Source organism: Streptacidiphilus rugosus AM-16 (assembly GCF_000744655.1).
Taxonomy (GTDB): Bacteria; Actinomycetota; Actinomycetes; order Streptomycetales; family Streptomycetaceae; genus Streptacidiphilus; species Streptacidiphilus rugosus.
Window position 1 is genome coordinate 6,594,303 of the sequence record NZ_JQMJ01000004.1, and the last position, 20,378, is coordinate 6,614,680.

The 20,378-nt window shown below is 71.9% G+C and carries 15 protein-coding genes; 7 read left to right on the top strand and 8 right to left on the bottom strand.

Annotated elements, in window-relative coordinates; translation table 11 throughout:
• Position 1: 1 nt before the first annotated feature.
• The 6 genes from BS83_RS38740 to BS83_RS38765 all read right to left on the bottom strand — a co-directional run bounded on the left by BS83_RS38740 (position 2) and on the right by BS83_RS38765 (position 6,996).
• Positions 2-1,954 (bottom strand): HAD-IIIC family phosphatase, encoded by a 1,953-nt coding sequence (locus BS83_RS38740; RefSeq protein WP_037607977.1) that lies wholly within the window; start codon positions 1,952-1,954, stop codon positions 2-4.
• Between the two features lie 72 nt (positions 1,955-2,026).
• Complete coding sequence (locus tag BS83_RS38745) at positions 2,027-3,061, bottom strand: ketoacyl-ACP synthase III family protein (protein ID WP_037607979.1); 1,035 nt, start codon at positions 3,059-3,061, stop codon at positions 2,027-2,029.
• A gap of 53 nt (positions 3,062-3,114) precedes the next feature.
• On the bottom strand, positions 3,115-3,669 hold the full coding sequence (locus BS83_RS38750) for an SRPBCC family protein (RefSeq protein WP_051945024.1): 555 nt from the start codon (positions 3,667-3,669) through the stop codon (positions 3,115-3,117).
• Between the two features lie 6 nt (positions 3,670-3,675).
• Positions 3,676-4,953: an FAD-dependent monooxygenase gene (locus BS83_RS38755; RefSeq protein ID WP_063774318.1), complete on the bottom strand. Its 1,278-nt coding sequence runs from the start codon at positions 4,951-4,953 to the stop codon at positions 3,676-3,678.
• Positions 4,954-5,245: 292 nt separating this feature from the next.
• Entirely contained in the window at positions 5,246-5,998 is a 753-nt protein-coding gene (locus tag BS83_RS38760; RefSeq protein ID WP_232248634.1) for a thioesterase II family protein, read from the bottom strand.
• Positions 5,995-6,996 carry an alpha/beta fold hydrolase gene (locus BS83_RS38765; protein WP_051945027.1) on the bottom strand — a complete coding sequence of 334 codons (1,002 nt, stop codon included), beginning with the start codon at positions 6,994-6,996 and terminating at the stop codon, positions 5,995-5,997. The genes BS83_RS38760 and BS83_RS38765 overlap by 4 nt, the downstream gene beginning before the upstream one ends.
• Before the next feature lie 227 nt (positions 6,997-7,223).
• Between BS83_RS38765 and BS83_RS42635 the strand changes: the two genes are divergently transcribed.
• The gene (locus BS83_RS42635; RefSeq protein WP_157597489.1) at positions 7,224-8,084 is read left to right on the top strand and encodes a 4'-phosphopantetheinyl transferase family protein; all 861 of its coding nucleotides are present in this window, start codon (positions 7,224-7,226) and stop codon (positions 8,082-8,084) included.
• A 290-nt stretch (positions 8,085-8,374) separates the two neighbouring features.
• Positions 8,375-11,389 carry an AfsR/SARP family transcriptional regulator gene (locus tag BS83_RS38775; RefSeq protein ID WP_037607981.1) on the top strand — a complete coding sequence of 1,005 codons (3,015 nt, stop codon included), beginning with the start codon at positions 8,375-8,377 and terminating at the stop codon, positions 11,387-11,389.
• Between the two features lie 130 nt (positions 11,390-11,519).
• On the opposite strand, the gene BS83_RS46025 is transcribed toward BS83_RS38775, so the two are convergent.
• A complete protein-coding gene (locus BS83_RS46025) occupies positions 11,520-11,669 on the bottom strand; it encodes a hypothetical protein (RefSeq protein ID WP_157597490.1) in 150 nt (49 codons plus the stop codon).
• Positions 11,670-11,813: 144 nt separating this feature from the next.
• Between BS83_RS46025 and BS83_RS38780 the strand changes: the two genes are divergently transcribed.
• From BS83_RS38780 to BS83_RS46040, 5 genes are all read left to right on the top strand, one after another.
• On the top strand, positions 11,814-12,365 hold the full coding sequence (locus BS83_RS38780) for a luciferase domain-containing protein (RefSeq protein ID WP_051945033.1): 552 nt from the start codon (positions 11,814-11,816) through the stop codon (positions 12,363-12,365).
• Positions 12,366-12,386: 21 nt separating this feature from the next.
• The gene (locus BS83_RS38785) at positions 12,387-13,388 is read left to right on the top strand and encodes an AfsA-related hotdog domain-containing protein (protein ID WP_051945036.1); all 1,002 of its coding nucleotides are present in this window, start codon (positions 12,387-12,389) and stop codon (positions 13,386-13,388) included.
• Between the two features lie 136 nt (positions 13,389-13,524).
• The gene (locus BS83_RS38790; protein ID WP_232248635.1) at positions 13,525-16,185 is read left to right on the top strand and encodes an AfsR/SARP family transcriptional regulator; all 2,661 of its coding nucleotides are present in this window, start codon (positions 13,525-13,527) and stop codon (positions 16,183-16,185) included.
• On the top strand, positions 16,182-17,372 hold the full coding sequence (locus BS83_RS48110; RefSeq protein WP_084714776.1) for a TetR/AcrR family transcriptional regulator: 1,191 nt from the start codon (positions 16,182-16,184) through the stop codon (positions 17,370-17,372). The genes BS83_RS38790 and BS83_RS48110 overlap by 4 nt, the downstream gene beginning before the upstream one ends.
• Positions 17,373-17,987: 615 nt before the next feature.
• Positions 17,988-18,770: a hypothetical protein gene (locus tag BS83_RS46040; RefSeq protein WP_198035396.1), complete on the top strand. Its 783-nt coding sequence runs from the start codon at positions 17,988-17,990 to the stop codon at positions 18,768-18,770.
• A 398-nt stretch (positions 18,771-19,168) separates the two neighbouring features.
• On the opposite strand, the gene ychF is transcribed toward BS83_RS46040, so the two are convergent.
• A complete protein-coding gene (ychF, locus tag BS83_RS38805; RefSeq protein ID WP_037607987.1) occupies positions 19,169-20,242 on the bottom strand; it encodes a redox-regulated ATPase YchF in 1,074 nt (357 codons plus the stop codon).
• Positions 20,243-20,378: the final 136 nt, after the last annotated feature.

Genomic DNA, 20,378 nt, shown 5'->3' on the forward strand with positions numbered 1-20,378 from the left:
TTTACGACCCTCCGAGGGCGACGTCGAGCTGGACATAGGCGGGGGCTTCGGGCAGGTCGGCGAGCGCGTGGGTGAAGCCGAGCTCGCCCTCGTCGGTCGCGCTGGTCTGCTCGAAGCCGAGGGTGGGCCAGAAGTCCTTGACCCGGTGGTTCTTCTTGGTGGGGCGGTAGGCCGCGGTGGCCTCGGTCACCCCGAGGTGGTCGCGGGCGTGGGCGAGCACGGCCGCCACCGTGGACTGCTCGATGCCGCGCGCGAAGACCCGGCAGCTGAGGATCATGTTGTCGATGTGCAGCCGCTCGCCCTCGCGGTGCGCGAAGAGCGCGCCGACGACGCCGTTGTCGCCGAAGCGGTCCCCGGAGCGGACGGAGACGACCAGGTGCTCCGGGTCGTCGATCCTGGCCCGCACCTCCGCGGGCTGCAGGCGCTCGGTGGTGAGGTTGAACTGGTTGGTGCGGAGCGTCAGCTGGGCGACGCGGGCGAGGTCGCCGTCGCCGACGGCGGACACCTGGACCCGCACCCCGAGCTTGTCCAGGTACTCCTCCATGGAGCCGCTGCTGTCCAGCAGGTCCTGGCGGTCGGACTCGACCCGGTACAGCGCGGCCCGCTCACGGTCCTCCGCCGTCAGCTCCCGCACGTCGAACCAGCCGTCGGCGAGCAACCGCTCGATGTGCAGGGCCGGCTCCTCGTCGAGCCTGACCACCGCCACCTCGGGGAGGCTGGAGGCGACCAGTCCGGTCTCGAACGGCGAGTCGTCGACGAAGACGAAGCTGTCGACGCCCAGGTTGAGCCGGTCGGCGATGTCGCGGAGGTTGCCGTCCTTGGGATTCCAGTTGGCGTTGACCCGCACGAAGTCGGTGTCGCGCAGCTGCATGTCGGGGTGGGTGCGCAGCACCTCCAGCACCGGCTCCAGGTCGTTCTTGCTGCACACTGCGAGCAGCACGCCCTGGGAGCCGATCTGCTTGACGACCTTCTGGAAGTTGCCGAACGCCTCGCCGCGGAAGGTGGTCGCGGCGGCGATGCCGTCCGCGCCGTCGTCCCCGAGCACGCCGTCCCACATGGTGTTGTCCAGGTCGACGACCAGGACCTTCTTGGCCCGGCCCTTGAGCGTCCTGGCCAGGTGGCCGATCTCGCGGGCGTAGCGGCCGAGCAGTTCCTCGCCCAGGTTGGCCTTGGCGTACGAGGCCATCCGCGGCTCGTTCAGCGGGCCGCCGTGGGCGACCAGCGGGTCCAGGTCGACCACGACCAGACGCTCGTGGGTCGTGGCCAGCCGCAGCAGGCCCGCGTTGAACTCGCGCCAGGCCGCGCCGAGCACCGCGCGGGACCGCAGGTCGACCAGCTGGTGGGTGTGGTGCCGGTGCAGCGGCAGGGTGTTGAGGACCAGCGTCGCGCCGCCCTCGTGCGCGACGAAGCGCTCGACCAGCGTGGTCAGCTGCGCCAGTTTGGCGGCGGCGGCCTGCTCCAGGTCCTCCACCCGCCAGACGGGCGGCAGTTCGTCGAAGACGGCCTCCGCGTCCAGGACCACCAGCGCCAGGTCGAGGCCCGCCGCGTAGAGGTGGCTCCCGGTGTCCTGCAGCTCGCGCAGGTAGCCGTCGAAGTCGCCGAGGGCCAGCCGCAGCGCGAAGCCGTGCCGGGCCAGCTCGGCGGTGAGCGGGCCGGCGATCGGGCCGACGGTGGAGTGACCGGCCACGGCCACGCTGACGGTGGTGGTGCCCGGGTGCTCGGCCAGGATCTGCTCGGGGTCGAGCCGGGCCAGGAACTGCCCGGCGCGGGCCAGGTCGGCGGCGCCGTTCTCGCCGGAGGCGAGCTCGGCCAGCAGGCTCGGCAGCGCGGGGAAGTCGGCGGCGAGCCGGCCTGCCGCGTTCAGCTCACGGAGCCGGTCCATCGGAGCTGCCGGCTGCGGTGATGCCGGCCCGCTCGCCTCCGCGCCCGGCGGGGTGGTCGCGACCGTGGTCATGATGTGTGCTCTCCTCACGTCAGGAGTCGGATGGGCTCAGAGGTCGGATGGGCTCAGAGGTTCGACAGGCCGTCAGGCCGGGACGTCCAGCAGTTCGAGCAGGGCCGCGCTCCACACCACGCCGGTGCCGACGCCGATGACCAGCACCCGGTCGCCGACGGAGAGCGGTGCGGTTCGTACGAGGTGGTCGAGGTTGACGAACTGGTCGGCGGCGCCCATGTGTCCGAGGCCGCACCCCCAGTCGTGGACGGTCCGTTCAGGGTCCACGCCCAGGGGTTCCCACAGACCCCAACGGGCGACCGGGAGACCGACGTTGGCGTGGACGACCCAGTCGACGTCGGCGCGCTTCAGCCCGCCGGCGTCCTCCAGCGCGCGGTCGACCACGCCGCACAGGCGGTCGGCCATCCGCGCCATCGCCGCGCGCAACCGCTCCTCGTCGCCGCCGAAGTGGGCGCGCCTGCGGTCGGCGAGCGAGACCCGGAGACCGTCCGCGAAGGGAGCGGCGGTCCAGGACGGGCCCCGGTACACCGCCTCCAGCGCGGAGTCGGCGACCGAGGCGGTGCTGAGCAGCCGGGCGAAGCCCGCCCGCCGGCTCAGCACGACGGCTCCCGCGCCGTCACCGAAGACCTGCTGGTCGTCCAGGATCCAGCGGTCCACGTAGGGGAGGTGGAAGGAGTCCCCCGCGGTGACCAGCGCCGCGGGTTCGGGCCGGGAGGCCAGCCAGGAGGCGGCCAGTTCCAGGGCGACCAGCCCGCCGACCGAGCCCTGCCGCACCTCGGCGGTGGGAGCGGCCCCGCCGACGGTCTCGTGCTGCACGAACGAGGCGGGCGTCCACAGATCCTGGCCCTGGTGACCGGAACCGGCGTGCACCACCAGACCGAAGTCGGCGGGCCCGTGGCCCGACCGCTCCACGGCGGCGCGCCCGGCGGCGGCGGCCATCCACGCGGGGCTCTCCACGGCCGGATCGCTGACGCGGACCGCACGGATGCCGTTGGCCGACTGGGCCTCCGGGCTGTAGCGCCCGGCCGCGACGGCCTCCTCGGCGGTCTCCTCCCGCTGCGGGAGGTAGGCCCCGAGTCCGGCCAGATACAGGTTCTCCCAGCGCATGGCCACCTCCTCGGCGTGATCGGTCCCGACGCGGTCGACTGTCGCAGCGGCTGCTAAAGCTGGTCTTGCGCCGCCTGCGCCGCCGCCACGGAGACGGGCGCCGGCGCGGCGCTCTCGGCGGCCAGACGCAGCTCGGACATCCAGTCGACCAGCCCGGCGCGCAGCTTCTCCGCGTCGTAGTAGAGCGGCAGGAGCGGCCCCGACATGCACTCCTCGGCGGTCACCAGGGTGCCGCCGCCGTCGGCGACCAGGAGCTGCCGGTGCACGGCCCGCGCCAGGAACCCGCCGCAGACCCCGCTCCAGCTGATCTCCTGCTCCGGGAGGACGACCGCGATCCGCGAGTCGATCCGGTGCCCGTGGTTGCGCCAGCGGAACGGCTGATCCACCGCCACTCCCCCGGGCAGCTCGACCCCGCTGATGCCCGCGCTCCAGGCGGGCCAGCCGCCGATGTCGGCGAGCAGCCGCCACACCACCGCGACGGGGGCCTCGATCCGCAGCCGGTGGACCGCCTGCACCTGGGCGTCAGGGTCGAGCCTGCCGCGCTTGGCGTAGTCGTAGTGCAGGTCGGCGATCGCGCGACCGGAGCTCAGCAGCGTCCTGATCCCCATCGCGTCTCAGCCCCTCGCCTGCGCCGCGGCCACCCGTCGGCCGGCCGTCGCCTCGGCGGTCCTGGCCAGGTCCAGGTCCAGCGGGTCGATCTCGTGCTGGGCGTTGATCACCCGGTCGAAGAGGCGGTACTTGACCGGCAGCTTGTCCAGCAGCCAGTAGCGGATCCGGCGGCGCACGCGCTCCGCCGGACTGTCCATGGCGAGCGCGGCCTCCTGCATCCGCTGGAACTTGGTGACGAAGCGCTTGTGCGTCCGCCGCGTCTCGACGAACCCGGCCAGCTGCCGCTCCCTGACCGGGCCCTGGCTCTCGGCCAGCGCGGCGGCGATCACCGGCGTGAGCACGACGGCGTCCTGCAGCGCGACGTTGACGCCCTGTCCCAGGATCGGCGTGCAGGTGTGCGAGGCGTCGCCGATCAGCACCAGGCCGTCCCTGGTCCAGCGGTCGAGTTCGGCCGTGAAGATCTCCAGGAAGGACGTGTCGTCCCAGGAGGTGAGGTGCTCGCGGAGCAGCGGCGCGAGTCGGGGGTCGAGCGCGGCGATGCCGTCCCTGAACGACTCGAAGCCGGCCCGGCGCAGGTCCGTCAGACCCCGCTTGGGCAGGTTGTGGCCGATCCGGAGCAGGTCGGGGAAGGTCGGCAGCACCATGATGTGGCGCTCGCCGTCGGCGATCAGCTCGGCCTCCTGCTTCCAGCCCGCGGGACGCGGCAGCTTGAACGACAGGAAGTCGCGGGCCATCGGCTTGACGTCCGCCTCGAGGCCTGCGGCCCGCCGCACCTTCGAGAACCGCCCGTCGGCCCCGACGACCAGCCGCGCCCGCACCTCGGCCCGGGTGCCGTCCGGCTCCTTCAGCACGGCGCCGAGGACGGTGCCGTCCTCGATGATCAGCTCGCTGAAGGCGGTGCCGGACGCGTAGGCGAAGCTGGGCAGGTCGAGGGCCGCTTCGTGGAAGATGCCGATCAGACTGGGCTGCGGGATGTCGATGGGCAGCGTTCCGATGGGGAACCTGCGGTAGTCGACGTGCAGGACGTCCCGGCCCTCCATCCGCATGGTGACGGCCTCGGTCTCCAGGAACCCGTGCGCGTCCAGCGCCGGCCCGAACCCCAGCCGCCGCAACGCGACGACGGACGGCGCGGCCAGCGTCTCCCCCCGGAACTCCCGGTCGAACGAGGTCTGCCGCTCCACCACCAGCACGTCGATCCCACGCCGGGCGAGCAGTGTCCCCAGCAGCGCCCCTGCGGGGCCACCACCGACGATCAACACATCGGTTTCGGTCGCGACTGTCATCCTCAACTCCCTGACGTGGACAGGCTTGGGGCTCGGCCTCCGACGTTAGGAAGGGGCTCTTGCGGAGAGCTAAAGACGCGCGACGGCGGGGCCCCTTGCACCACCCCAGGGGCGCGAGGAACTGCGCGCCTCCGGCGCGCGGGCGCGCCACGTCACGGCACAAGGGAAGTTGCACCATCAAGGGGGCGCGGGGAACTGCGCGACAAGCCACCCTGCGAGGTGGAGCCCCGAACGCGCAGGGCCGTCCGCACAGGGTGGCTGTTCGCGCAGTTCCCGCGCCCCTGGAGGGGCCCTACCGGGCCGCTGCGGCGAGGAGGTGGGTGAGGGAGTGGGCGAGGTCGGGGAGGAAGAGGTCCTCGTTCTCGCGGAGGAAGAAGTGGCCGCCGGGGAGAGTCCGCATGGCGAAGCCGGCGGAGGCGTAGCCGACCCACTCGGCCACCTCCGCCGGGGTGACCAGGGAGTCGTCGCGGCCCGCGTAGGCCTGGATCGGGACCGGCAGGGGGTCGCGGCGTGTGGGGCCGGGGCCGGAGCAGAGGCGGAGGTCGTCGCGGGCGATGGGCAGGAGCGCGCTCAGCCACTCCGGGTGGTCGAGGAGAACCTGCGGAATGCCGCCCAGCCCCACCAGCGAAGCGACCAGCTCGTCGTCCGACGCGTCCGGCGGCGCCAGCCGCGGCGGCGGCAAATGCGGTGCCCGGTACGCGCTGAGGATCAGCGCCTCCGGCAGGCGCTCGCCGCGCTCCTCCCGGTACTCGGCCAGCGAGAAGGCGATCAACGCGCCCATGCTGTGGCCGAACAGCACATGCGGACGCTCCAGCTCGGGCCCCAACTCGCGGTCCAGGTCCTCGATCAGCAGCGGGAGATGCGTGAAACGCGGGTCCAGGGACCGGCCCTCGCGGCCGGGCAGCTGCACCGGCAGCACCTCCACCCGGTCGCCGAGGCGGCGTTGCCAGCCCGCGTAGGCGGACGCCCCGCCGCCGGCGTAGGGGAAGCAGAACATCAGCAGCCTGTCGTCGGGCGCCCGGCGCGTCGGCAGATAGCGCGTCATGCGGACCTCATCAGTACGTTGGCGAGACGCTGCGCCCGCGGGTTCGGCTTGCGGCCGCGCAGCAGCATCCGCCACTCCTCCGGCTTGAACCCGGCCGGCTCCGTGGTGCGGATGAAGTCGTGCACGACCTGGACGAAGCGCTGCGGATCGGAGTGGAAGGGGAAGTGACCGGCGTTCTCGAAGAGTTCCAGGCGGCTGCCCGGCATGGAGACGTGGGCGATCCCGGCGTGCAGCGAGGGAACCACCTGGTCGCGCTCGCCCCAGACCAGCATCGTGGGCATGCCCTCGGTGAGGTAGCAGCGGTCCAGCAGCGTGCCCACCTGCCCGCGGTGGTCGACGACGGCCCGCAGAGTGCGGATGAACGCGCTGCGCGCCGCCGCGTCGGGGAGGGCGTCGACGGTACGCAGCAGGTCGGCCGCGTCCAGGCCGAGACCGGTGTCCAGCCACTGCAGCAGCCGGGTCACCAGGCTGATCTGATAGCGCACGGTGGGCAGTCGCAGACCTGCCAGGACGATCTCCGCGCCCGGCAGCGACGCCGCCTTCAGCAGCGGGGTGACCTCGCGCCCGACCCCGCCGGTGCCGACCAGCACCAGCCGCTCGGTCCGCTCGGGGAACTGGTAGGCGAACTGCATCGCCACCGCCCCGCCGAGCGAGTGCCCGACCAGGGTGACCCGCTCGATGCCCAGCACCGACAGCAGGTCGCGCATGCCGTTCGCGTAGCCGGCCACGGAGTAGTCGCCGCGCGGCTTGTCGGAGGCCCCGTGCCCGAGCAGGTCGGGGGCGATCACCCGGTAGTGCCGGGCGAGTCCGGGGATCACCGGGGACCAGGTCTCCGAGGAGTCGCCGATGCCGTGGATCAGCAGGACCACCGGTCCCCGTCCGGCCATCCGGAACGCCCGCCGGTATCCGTGCACCACGCGACTGCGCAGGCGCACCTCGGGCACCGGCCGGACGGCTGGGCGACCGGGGCCGCGCCCCGGTGTGCTGCTCGCTGCCACAGCCCGCTCCTTCCCGAGACCGCTCAAGGTCTCACTCACTGACGCTTCACCACTCGCAGGGTGACCTGCGGGAATTGCGTGCGGCTAAAGTCCTGCGGGAGCCGTGGTGCGGGCCGGGAAGAGGGCCTCGGACGTGGCTGGGGAACCCCGTTCCGGCCCGGCTCCCTCGGCCGACAAGCAGGGCTTTAGGAGGTCGGCGCAGGCTGGACCACGTATCCCCGTTGGAGGTGACCGTGCACAGGACCGCGCACTGGACCGCTCAGGACTTCCCGCTCGCCCAGGACTTCCCGGTTGCCCCCGCACCGCGGACGGCCGACCCCGCCGGACTGCCGGCGGCCGGTCATCGTCCCGAGCGCGGCGTCGTGGAGTACTGGCTGCTGCGCACCGACCCGGAACAGATCGCGGCGGCCCGGCAGCTGCGGTGGCTGCTCGATCCGGAGGAGCAGGCCCGGATCGACCGCTGCGGCGACGACGCGGGCCGGGCCTCGCTGCTGGCCTCCCACGTCGCGCTGCGGCTGCTGCTCGGCGCGTACCTGGGCATGGCCCCGGAGCAGGTGCGGACCGAACGGGCGCCCTGTCGTGGCTGCGGCCGTCCGCACGGCCGCCCGGTGCTCTCCGCCCGACCGCCGCTGCACTTCTCCCTCTCCCACACGGCCGGCCTCGCGCTGTGCGCCTTCGCGGCCACCCCGGTGGGGGCGGACGTGGAGAGCCTGGCCTCGGTGCCCGGCACCGAGCTGGTGCCGCTGCTCCACCCGCAGGAGCAGCGCGCCATCCGGGCATTGCCGGAGGCGCAGCAGGAACGGGCCTTCCTGCACTGCTTCGTGCGCAAGGAGGCCTATCTGAAGGGGACCGGGGACGGACTCTGGGCGGAGCTGGACAGTTTCTCGGTGGGACTCGGCCCGGCCTTCGACGACGGGTCCACGGAGCTCTCGGTGGCCGAGCACTGGAGCTTCGCCGACGTCCCCACGCCGCCCACCCACGGTGGCGCGGTGGCCCTGCTGATGCCGGAGGAAGGGCTCGCTCCGCAACTCCGATCGCACACGGCCGACTTGTCCGCTTGGTGGACGAGTTGGGGAAACGTCGGGTAGATCTCTTCCGTACCGCTCCGTACCGGAACCTGACCTACCGCCATTCCGTGCCAAAAGTATTCGCAGTTGAACACATGACAACTCCCTAGCGTCCCTCGAGCCTCCTATACTCCGTGCCTGAGCAGCGGCGATCAAAGTGGTTCCACCCCTGCTACCGGGGGTGGCAGGCGGGAGGATCGGTCGTGGTGGGGGCGGACGTACCGGATGGGCTTTCCTTCGCAGTACTCGGACCACTGGAGTGCCTGCACAACGGCAGGCGCGTCGCGCTCGGCGGACCACGGCAGGAGCGCATGCTCGCGGCGCTGCTGCTAGAGGTCGGCCGGACCGTCACGCTCACCCGGCTGGTGGATTCGGTGTGGGACGGAAGCCCGCCGGCGACCGGCATGCACCAGATCCGCAAGATGGTCGCCGACCTCCGTAGACGCATCCCCGGTGGCCACCGGGTACTGCAGCACGAGGGTCTGGGCTACCGGATCGTGCTGGCCCCCGAGCAGTTGGACCTGAGCGTCTTCACCGTACGGGTGCGCCGCAGCCGCGAGGCCGCCGCCGCCGGGCTGCGCGAGAACGCCGTCGAACAGCTGCGCGCGGGACTTGATCTGTGGCGCGGCCCGCTGCTGTCGGGTGCCGGCGGTCCGGTGCTGGACACGGGCTTCGCCGAACTCACCGAGGCGCGGCTGTCCGCCGTCGAGGAGCTGATGGGGCTGCGCCTGGAGCTCGGGGCCGGGCCCGAACTCGTCGCCGAGCTGCGCCCGCTCGCCGCGGAGCACCCGCTGCGGGAGCGGCTGCGCGGCCACCTCATCCTGGCGCTGTACCGCTCGGCCCGGCAGGCCGAGGCGCTGGAGGAGTACACCAGGCTCAGGGAGCAACTGGCCGACGAGCTCGGCATCGATCCCTGCCCCGAGCTCGCCAGGCTCTACGCCGACATCCTGCGCGGCAACCCCGAACTCTCGGGCCCCGTCGCCGGCGTGGAGCCTGCCCACCCCTCCGTCCCGGCCGGCCCCGGTCGGGGCGACTCCTCCAGGGGAACGCACGGCGGTGCGCTCGGCCACCCGCACGGTGCCACGCACAGCCACACGCACACCCACACCTCGGCCGAGGCCGCCGCCCCCAGTTCGCTCCCCTATGACCTCCCCGACTTCACCGGGCGTCGCCAGGAGCTGGCCGATCTCCTCGAACGGGGCGAGCCCGGCCCGCGGACGACCATCATCTGCCTGGAGGGGATGGGCGGTTCGGGCAAGACGGCGCTGGCCGTCCACGCCGCGCACGCGCTCGCGGACCGGTTCCCCGACGGCCAGCTCTACATCGACCTGGCCGGCTTCACCCCGGGCCAGGCGTCCCTCGATCCCGGCGCCGCCCTCGACGTGCTGCTGCGGACGCTGAACGTGCCGGGCGACCGCATCCCCGACGAACTGCTGGGGCGGATCGCCCTGTGGCGGGTCGCGACCGCACAGCGAAGAATCCTGCTGCTGCTCGACAACGCCTTCGACGCCGAGCAGGTGCGCCCACTGCTTCCCGCCTCCTCCGGCAGCCTGGTGCTGATCACCAGCCGGGTCCGGCTCAGCGACCTGGACGGGGCGCAGGCCATGCCCGTCGACGTGCTGACCCCCGAGGACAGCCGACGGCTGCTGGTGCAGCTGCTGGGCGAGGAGCGGGTGGCCGCCGAGTCCGAGGACGCGCTCCGGCTGATCGACCTGTGCGGGCGACTGCCGCTCGCCCTGCGCATCTCCGCCGGCCGCCTGGCCGACCGACCCCGCTGGACCCTGGCCCACCTGGTCGAGCGGCTCGGCGACGAGGCCCGCAGGCTGCACGAACTGCGCGGCGGCGCCCGGAGCGTGGCGGCCAGCGTCAGCTTCTCCTATCTCGCGATGCGCAGGGAGCTGCAGGTCGCGTTCCGTCGCCTGGGCATGCTCCCCGGCCGGAGCTTCGACACGGACACCGCCGCCGCGCTCCTCGGCCTCGACCGCTACGCCGCGATGGAGCAGCTGGAGGACCTGGTCGACGTGAACCTGCTGGGCCAGCACGCGCAGGACCACTACGCCTGCCACGACCTGGTCCGCAGTTACGCCCGCCACCTGGTCGAGTCGGTGGACTCGGCGGAGGACCAGCAGGCCGTCGAACGGCTGCTTGACCACTACTACCTCGCCCTGACCGCCGCCTCCGACCAGCTCTACCCGGGCAAGCAGACGCCCCGCCCGCCAGGGGCCGCACCGGCCGGAGAGCGCCCCGAGTTCGCCGACCCCGACACGGCCCTGGCCTGGCTGCACCGGGAGCAGGGCAATCTGGTCGCCGCCGTGCGGCTCGCCCGCGAACGCGGACTGCACTGGCACGCGGTGATGCTGCCGCGCTACCTCAGCGAGTATCTGGCGCTCTACGGCTACCTGGCGGAGAACCTTGAGGTGGAGCAGGCCGCCGTCGCCGCGGCCGAGGACGCCGACGACCCCGTCCTGCTGGAGATCGCCACCACGAACCTCGCCGTGGCGCTGTGGAACCTGAGCCGGTACCAGGAGGGTACGCAGCAGGCCCAACGCTCCCTGCGGCTGGCGGTCCAGCTCGGCGATCCGGGGATCGAGGCGTCCTGCCTGAGCCGGATCGGGCTGTTCCACAGCCAACTCGGCGAGTTCGCCGAGAGCCTGCGGCACCTGGAACGGGCCCAGGAGCTCCAGCGCCGCCACGGGGGCCCGCGCGAGCAGGCGGCGATCGCCGTCTCCATCAGCTCCGCCTGCGGCTTCCTCGGCGACTACGACCGCTCCGCCGCGTCCGCCCGTGAGGCGATCCGCCTGTACCAGGGGCTCGGTGAGGTCCAGGGCGAGACCCTGGCCCTGGTGAACCTCGCCAACGCGGACGTCGGGCAGGGCGATCCGCGGTCGGCCCTGGGACACCTGGAGCGTGCCTGGAGCCTCAGCCAGCAGCGGCGGACCCGCGCCTACACCGCGATGGTGGCGGCCAGGCTCACCCAGGTGCACCTGCTGCTGGGCGACCGGACGCAGGCCAGGCGCTGCGCGGGCGCCATCCGGCAGATGATGCCGTCCGGACTGAAGCCGTCACGGACCATCACCATGAACAACGTGCTCGGCTCGGTCCACTACGCCTGCGCCGAGTACGCGGACGCGCGCCGCTGCCTGGAAGGGGCGCTGGACCAGTCGGAGCGCCTGGACTTCCGCCTCGGCGAGGCCGAGGCCCGGCAGTTGCTCGCGCTGGTCGCGACGGCCGAGGGCGACCCGGAGGAGGCCCGCACGCACAGCGTGCGGGCCAGGGAGCTCTTCGAGGGGATGCGGATCCCGGTCGGGCACATCCGCACCCGCTGAGCCGCGGGCGCGGGGGCGCGGAGGCGCGGGGCCGGACACGCGGGACGCCCGGCTTCCGGGGAAGTCGGGCGTCGGGGACGCGCGCCGCGGGCGTGCTGCGGGGGTGTTGCCGGGGTGTCGCGGGGCTTTCTCAGCCGCCGGACACCTGGGACGTCCCCGGGTTCGCCCCCATCGGGCTGAGGTGGTCGTCGGCAGACGCCGAGCCCGCGCCGGCGAGCATTCCCAACAGCACAGCGCCGAACAGAGCCCCGAGTCGAACGGCCATGGTCTGCTTCCTCATTGCCTGAACCTCCTTGGTATCGAACGTTCCTGGCGGACGCCAACCATCGTGCGTTCCTCCGTTCCCCGAGCCGTTCCTTCCTGGTACGCCCTATGGGGATCGAGTTACGACCGAAACGGTATCGAGCGCGAGCAGACTCATGGCATGCACTCACTCAATCGGCCGGAACCGGACACCGCGAGCGAGGGACGACCGGCCGGCGGGCTGGACCTCCGCGGTCTCCACCTGCCGCAGCGGGAGGGCCGACCGCCGCTCGTGTCGACCCGAGGGCGTGTCGAACAGATCACCCAGTCCGCCCCGGCCGACCTGCAGCGGGTACTGCTGCAGATGGCCGCCGCCCTGCCGGGGGTGCGCATCGGCCCCTCGCTCGTCTGCCTGCCCGGCACCCGGGCCTGCCACCTCTCCCACAGTCTCGCCGCCGGCCCGGCCCAGGCGTTCTTCGCCGGGACCGAGTTCGGTCATCTGCACCCGGTCTACGACGGAAGTCTCCATCTCATGCTGCCCGCGCCGGTGGCCGAGCAGGTGATCGCCACCGGCTGGGGCGCCGCCTCCGAGCCGGAAGGCTCCGTGCTGGTCTTCGCACCGCGCGACGAGGCCGAGGTGGAGATCGTCTGGCAGCTGCTCCTCACCGCCTACCGCCACGCCGCTTCGGCGCAGACGCGCCGCCCGGGGCACGACGGTCCCGACAGGCCCTGACCGAACGACTGGGAGAGTCCGATGACGCAAACGCAGATCAGCAGACCGGCCCCGGCCCTCACCTACCACCTGGCCCACCGGCCGGACACGCTCGAAGGGCTGATGAACGGCACCACGGCCGCGCTGCCCCAGGAGTTCGGGCTGTCCCTGTCGCTCCCCGAGGACCACCCGCTCTACACCGACGGCGACAGCCGCCACCACGACCTGCACGTGCCCGTCGAGGTGCTGCGACGCAGCGCGCTCTTCGTGGCGCACCGCTACTTCAGGGTTCCCGCCGAGCGGCCGGTGGTCTTCGCCGCCACCGAGATCGAGGCCGCGCCCGTCGACGCCTGGCGGCGCGGCGCCGGCGCCGGTCCGGCCCATCTGGAACTCGACCTGGTCCTCGAACCGGCGGACGTCGTGGGCGGCGTGCCCCGCGGCCTGGAGTGCCGGGCCGCGCTGCGGATCGACGGGGCCGACTCCGGCAGCGCCGCCGCCCGACTCGTCTTCCTGATGCCGAAGGTCTACCAGAACCACCGTCGGCGGGGCCGGGCGCTGAGCTCCGCCGACGGCGAGACGTCAGGCTCGGCCTCGTCGGCGGCCTTCCTCACCGGCGTCCCCGCTCCCGTCGAGGCGGGCAGGGTGGGCCGGGCCGACCCCGCCAACGTCGTCGTCGGCGACTGCGAGGAGGGGCCCAACGACACCCTGGTGCTGCAGGTGGCGGCCGAGCCGGGGCATCCCGTCTACGCCGAGGGCGCGCCCGACCACGTGCCCTCGGTGGTGCTGCTGGAGGCGAGCCGGCAGACGTCCTTGCTGCACGCCGCGACCCTGGGGGGCTTCTCTCCCGCCGACTCGGTGCTGACCAGGTGGTCCGCCTCCTTCCAGGGCTTCGCCGAACCGGACCTGCCGCTGACCTGCACGTCGACCGGCGGCTGCGCGACCAGGGACGCCCAGGGGCGGCCGGTGCGTGAGTTCGTGCTGCACTTCGCCCAGGGTGCCCGGCGGATCGGCGTGATCAGGACGTCGGTGCTGCAGCTCTGCTGACCACCGCGACAGGACGGACGCGACGGGCTCGACAGGTACGACGGGTACGACGGGTACGACGGGTACGACGGGTACGACGGAGCACAACAGGGGGACGGGGGACCGGATGCGATACCGGGTGCTGGGACCGGTGACCATGAGACCGCGCACGCCCACCGCGGCCAAGGTGCGGGTGCTGCTGGCCACCTTCCTGGTCAGGAAGGGCGAGGTGGTCTCCACCGAGGCCCTCATCGACGAGCTGTGGGGCGACGAACCGCCGCGCACCGTCACCACCACGCTTCAGGTGTACATCTCCCAACTGCGCACCCTGCTGTCCGGCGGAGCCGACGGCATGGCGCCCAGGGACGGGGTGCTGCAGACCCAACCGCCCGGCTACCGCCTGACGGTGGGTCCGGACGAGCTGGACCTGACCCGGTTCGAGGCTCTGGCGGCGAGCGGCCGCCGCGCGTACGAGCGCGGCGACCACGAGGAGGCGCGGTCCTGGCTGCGCGAGGCGCTGGGCCTGTGGACCGGCGCCGCCCTCTCGGGCGTCCCGCACGGCTCCCTGCTCTCCGCCGCCGCCGTCCATCTGGAGGAGTCGCGTCTGTCGGCGCTGGAGCTGCGGATCGCCGCCGAGCTGCGGATCGGCCTGCACCGCGAACTGACCGCCGAACTACTGGCCCTGGCCGCCGAGCACCCCTACCGGGAGACCCTGCACGGCCATGTGATGGTCGCCCTGTACCGCTCCGAGCGGCAGTCCGACGCGCTGCAGGCGTTCCGCGACCTCCGAAGCGCCCTGATCGACGAGCTCGGCGTCGAGCCGGGCCCCGGTCTGACCCGACTGCACGAGCGCATCCTGCGCTCCGACCCCGGGCTGGCCTGGCACGGCACGGACCGCGGCGCCGGCCGGGCCCCGGTCTTCTGGCTGCCGCCCGCCGCACCCGAACTGGTCGGCCGGGACCGCGTCCTGGCCACCGCCGACCGCCTGCTGACCGGCAAGGGCGACGTCGCGCCGACCCGCACGCTCGCCGTCTCCGGCCGGTCCGGCGTCGGCAAGACGGCCTTCGTGGTGGAGCTGGCCCGCCGCCACGGCGACCACTTCCCCGACGGACAGGTGCTGGTCAGGCTGCGCGACGCGGACAACCGCTCGCTCGATCCCGCGGCGGTCGCGCTGGCGGTGCTGCGAAGGGTCGAGTCGGCGCGCCTGCTCGCCGAGGCGGACGTCGACGTGGAGGCGGACGCGCAGCGGGAGTTGGGCCGGGCGCTGCGCGGACGACGGCTGCTGCTGATCCTCGACGACGTGGTCTCCGAGGAGCAGGTGCACCCGGTGGCGGGCGCCCTCGACCGCGGCGTGCTGCTGGTCACCAGCCGGCGGGCCCTCGTCGGCCTGGAGTCCGCCAAGCACCTGACGCTGGACGTCCTGACCGCCGGTGAGTCCGAGCGCCTGCTCGCCGACGCGGTCGGGGAGCGCATCACCGACGATCCCTCGGCCGCGGGCGGGATCGTCCGGCTCTGCGGTCGGCTGCCCCTGGCCCTGCGGGTGGCGGGCGCGGCACTGGGCGCGCGTCCGCACTGGTCGGCGGCGACCCTGCGGGAGCGGCTCGCCGACGAGCATCACTCCCTCGACCTGCTGTCCGTCGGCGATCTGGACGTGCGGGCCGCCCTGCTGGTCGGCTACCGCGAGATCGGCGCGGCCGAGCAGCGGGCCTTCCGGCTGCTCTCGCTCGCTCCCGAACCCGGCTTCACCCTGTGGGCGGCCGCCGCACTGCTGGGCGGACGTCCAGGTCCGACGGAACGGCTGCTGGAGAGGCTGGTCGAGGCCCGGCTGCTGGAGGTGTCGGCCCCCGGTCACCAGGGCGCGCCGCGCTACGCCTACCACCGACTGCTGCGCGCGCTGGCGCGCGAGCAGTTGGCCGCCACGGAGACCGAACGGCAGCGCGCCGCGGCCGGCGACCGGCTGGCCCGCGCCTACCTGGCGCTGGCGCGCCATGCCGACCGCCTGCTCCTGCCCGGCCGGACCCCGCTCCGCGGCCGGCCGGCCGACCCCGACTCCCCGGACGCCCTGCACGACGTCGAGGGCGCGCCGATCGACGCGGCCCGCATCGTCGGGCCGTCCCCTGCGCGCTGGTTCCAGGAGGAGAGCACCGGCCTGCGCGACGCGATCCGCCACGCGTACGCCGCCGGACGCCGGCAGCTGGTGTGCTCGCTGGTCGAGGCCTTCGGGGGCTTTCTCGAGGCTTCCGCGCGGACCCAGGAGTGGGCCGAGCTCCTCGACCTGGCCCGGCACGCGGCCGAGCGGGCCGACGACGGCCACGGCCGCGCCGGAGCCCGGCTGGCCCTCGGCGACCTCGCCTGGCAGCAGCGCCGCACGGCGGAGGCCGCGGCCCACTACGCCGAGGCACGGCGCCTGTACGAGGACCTGGACGACCCGTCAGGAATCGCCCGCTGCCTGATCGGAAGCGGCGACACCGCGCTCAGCGACGGCGACGTCGCCCTCGCGGAACGCTGCTACACCGCCGCCGCCGGCTACGAGCCCGACCGGCGCACGGCCATCGACATCGACCGCGGGCTGGCGCTGGTGGATCTGATGAGCGGCCGCGCGGAGGACGCGCTGCGTCGCTTCCAGGACTTCTCCTTGGCCGCGGAGCACTTCGGCGACCAGCGGTGGAGCAGGTTCGGGCAGCGCAGCGTCGTCCGGATCCTGGAACACCTGGTCGACTGGTACAACAGCCAGCGCCATCCGGCCCCCTCGGCGGTGGAGCTGCGTCCGGGCGTCTGGCTGCTGCGGTCGCCCGCCGGCGTGGGAGTGCCCTCATGACCGGGCCGGCCTTCGGTTCGGTCCGGGTCAGGGCCAGGGAGGGCGTCGTCCTGGAGATCAAGGCGGCCGCCTGGCGGCAGGTGGCCGCGCACGGACAGGAGAACCTCTCCCTGCGGGCCGTCGCGCGCGAACTGGGCGTGGTCTCCTCGTCCCTGTACCGCTACTTCCCCAGCCGCGAGAGCCTGTTGGAGGCTCTGGCCGCCGACGCGCACCAGTCCCTCGCCGAACGTCTGGCCCCGGCGGCCGAAGGCCCGTCCGCCCCCGCCCGCTGGCACTCCCTCTGCGCCGCCGCCCGCGCCTGGGCCCTGGACCACCCCCACCAGTTCGCCCTCCTCGACGCCCACCCCCTCCCCGACACCGCCGCCCCCTCACCCACCTCGCCCACGCCACCGGCCCCCACCGCGCCGTCCTCGCCTGGGCCCTCCTCCTCGGCCTCCTCCGCTTCGACCTCCACCTCCGCCCCCACGCGGCAGCCGACTGCCCCTACTCGGCCTCCTTCTTCACCGAGGGCGCGGAGGCCCTGGGGGCGTTCCTCTGCCCGTGACCATCGGCCGGCCGGTGCATCGGGCACCATGGTCGCCGGTGCGTTGGGGCATGCGAGAGGCAGGGTGCTGCGGGTGGCCGGAGTCGAGCAGGCAGTGTTGACGGAGCTGTGGGAACGGCGATGGCCCTTCTGCCCTCCCGTCGGATACAAGCTCCGCGGTCCCTACCGTGACGTCTGGGTACGCTTCCACAGTCTCCCGGAGTCGAAGCGCTATGCAGAGGACGAGGGTGAGTACGCCATCGTCCTGGAGCGGTACAACGCCGTCCTCGACGAGCTGTTCGCCGGGACGGACGTGTACGTCATCACTCCCCTGTGGACCAACGAGCCCGACCTCCCGGCGCACCGACCGGGCGGCGACTACTGGCAGAGCCTGCTCGTGGAGGACGACCCCGACCCGGAGTTCCGCGCCTACTGCCACCTCTTCGTCTCCAGCCGGCCGTGGCGACACGGCTGCATCGACGGGATGCTGCGAGACATCGCCGATGACAGGCTGGCAGGCGTCCTCATCACCGACACTCAGATGCAGCGCATCCACCATCCCTACGACGGCGGTGCCGACGTCCTCGTCGCCACACCCCAAGAGCGGGATCGGCTGCGCGATCGGCACGCCGCCTGGCTGTCCAGCCATCCGAGCGGTCTCTGAGCGCCCCGCGTCGGGCGCAAAGCCGACGGCGACGCGGATCACTGTCCACTACAACAGTCGGTACGGTGGGCACGCGCAGAGCATGGCACCGTATGGGGCCGCTTCTCCCCGTGACTTCGAATCGATGCTGAAGAACGAGAATGCTTCGCTGGGCCCCGAGTGCCGACATCGTCGTGATCGGCCATCCCTACGAATACCCGCCTAACCCGACCAGTCCCGGTAGTTCAGGAACATGGTGGAGCCGACATCCAATATGTCAACCCGCAGCCGGCATTCATCGGGCATGCCCTTTGCGACAGCAGCCCCTGGCTCATAGCACCGTCGCTCACCCGGGCCAGAGCGGGCTTCTTCCACCCGAACCAGGCCGGGCAAGCGGAATACGCCACCCTCATCAACCAGTGCCTGACCGGAAAGATCTCGTGCTGACGAGGCACGCTCCGGCGTTGCCAGCCGCCTGAGCAACCGTGGGCGTCAACGAGTTCGGCCGATGGCCGAGTTCGTTGACGTCCACGCCAGTAGGCTGCCGATCAGCCCTGCCGACGATCCCATGATCAGCACGCAGGAAACGGGGACCGCCCGCCAAGGAGGACTGCTGACATGCAACTGTCCCCTCTCATGATCCAGACAATCAATGCCCCCGCACGGGTACTCGGGGCCGCTCTGCTCAGCAGAAGGCAATTCAACCTGTCTCGATGGACCCGCGGGCAGGAATTTATCGACCTTCACGCCTCCGCAGTGTCCTGGCTGGATGAGAACCTGAACATTCTCGAATGCGAATCCCCTTGGCTGCACCGGTTCGGCGTCGACACGTGGGACTACTGCCACGGCGCCGTGCGCTCGATGTTTCACTTTTCCGTCGCAGCGCCCCGACACGTACCGAGCGTGGGATGCACTCGCAACGTCATCGCGGTCTACGGGTTCGATGGAGACCCGGGCGAGCGTCTCGAAAAAATTGCCGAGACCATGTCGGCGGCAGGATGGAAGAGAATCGCGCCGTTGCCAATGAGGCCGTGGGAGGGCGACAACGGCTATGCAATGCTGGAGTGGCAGCCTATCCCCGTGGCGGGCCCTCGACCCGCCGAGGATGTCGTAGCGCCGTGGGGCGGGCGTAATTCCTCGCCTTACATAGCGCTGTCCTGGTGCAGTCGCGGAGAACAGACCCCACTGGATCAAGACCCCAGTCGGATGCATATCAACACGCGGAATTACCTCGCACTCGAGTCCAGCGGGACTGAATACTGGAAGATTCCAGATGCCGTCCTGGAAGGTCATGAGCACGTGCTCGCCGTGAATATCAACCTCGGGTACTACTCAAGCCTGGACTCAATGCGAAGTCAGCGACGGATCCCTCGTCATCTTCTCCCGACAAAGCCAAAGCCGTGGGGTTCCACGCAGTAGCAATCGAAGGGCGGCGACCTCGACGAAGCGCACGCGACCTTGCTGGCCGCACGCCAACCCACGTTCCCCTGCGGCTGGCTCCAGCTCAATGGCTCCATCGGGGCGCCAACCAGCTTCGTGAGCTTCATGCCTGGCCCCCTTCTCGCCCGGTGTCGAGTTCGATGCTCCCGACCCTGTGCCGGATGGTGCACGTGGGAGGAGTTTCGATGACTGGAAACTGATCATCGCCGGGCGCCTTCAGGAAGCTGATACGCCGCCAGGCCAGTCGCCACCACGTCACCACCGTGCCCGGAAGCACACAGGAACGGCCCGGAACACTCCGAAGAGTGGCCGGGCCGCCAGGGCTCTGAACAGCATGTTCGATTCTCATGGCCTGGCCTGCAAGACCAGCCCAGGCGTCAGACGTTGAAGCGGAACTCCACCACGTCGCCGTCCTGCATCACGTACTCCTTGCCCTCGATGCGGGACTTGCCCTTGGCGCGGGCCTCGGGAATGGAACCGCAGTCGACCAGGTCGTCGAAGGAGACGACCTCGGCCTTGATGAAGCCCTTCTGGAAGTCCGTGTGGATCACACCGGCGGCCTCGGGGGCGGTCGCGCCCTTCTTGATGGTCCAGGCGCGCACCTCCTTCGGGCCGGCCGTGAGGTAGGTCTGCAGGCCGAGGGTCTCGAAGCCGACGCGGCCGAGGGTGGCCATGCCGGCCTCCTCCTGGCCCATGGACTGGAGGAGCTCGAGGGCGTCGCCCTCGTCCATGCCGATCAGCTCGGACTCGATCTTGGCGTTGAGGAAGATCGCCTCGGCCGGGGCCACCAGCGCGCGCTGGGCGTCCTTGAACTCCTCGTTGGTGAGCTCGTCCTCGTCGACGTTGAAGACGTAGAGGAAGGGCTTGACCGTCAGCAGGTGGAGGTCGCGGATCGACTCCTTGTCGAAGCCGACCTCGAAGAGGGTCTTGCCGGACTCCAGGACCTTCTGCGCCGCCTCGACGGCGACCAGCTGGGCCGCCGACTCCTTCTTGAGGCGGGACTCCTTCTGCAGCCGGGGCACCACCTTTTCGATGGTCTGCAGGTCGGCCAGGATCAGCTCGGTGTTGATGGTCTCGATGTCGTCCTTCGGCGAGACCTTGCCGTCGACGTGCACCACGTCCGGGTCCTCGAAGGCCCGGATGACCTGGCAGATCGCGTCCGACTCGCGGATGTTCGCGAGGAACTTGTTGCCCAGGCCCTCGCCGACGCTCGCGCCGCGCACGATGCCCGCGATGTCGACGAAGTCGACCGTCGCCGGGAGCACCCGCTGCGAACCGAAGATCTTCGCCAGCACGGCCAGCCGCGCGTCCGGCACGCCGACGACGCCGACGTTGGGCTCGATGGTGGCGAAGGGGTAGTTGGCCGCGAGCACATCGTTCTTGGTCAGGGCGTTGAACAGGGTCGACTTGCCGACGTTCGGCAGGCCGACGATTCCGATCGAGAGCGACATGTGGCGGAGTCCCGGGTTCGAGGGGCGAGCGTACAGCCCCCCAGTCTACGGTTCGCCGCGATGCCGCCCGAACGGCTCAATCGGGTGACCCGAACGAACTCTCGGCGTGTCCGTCCCCTTATGTGGCATTAATCCG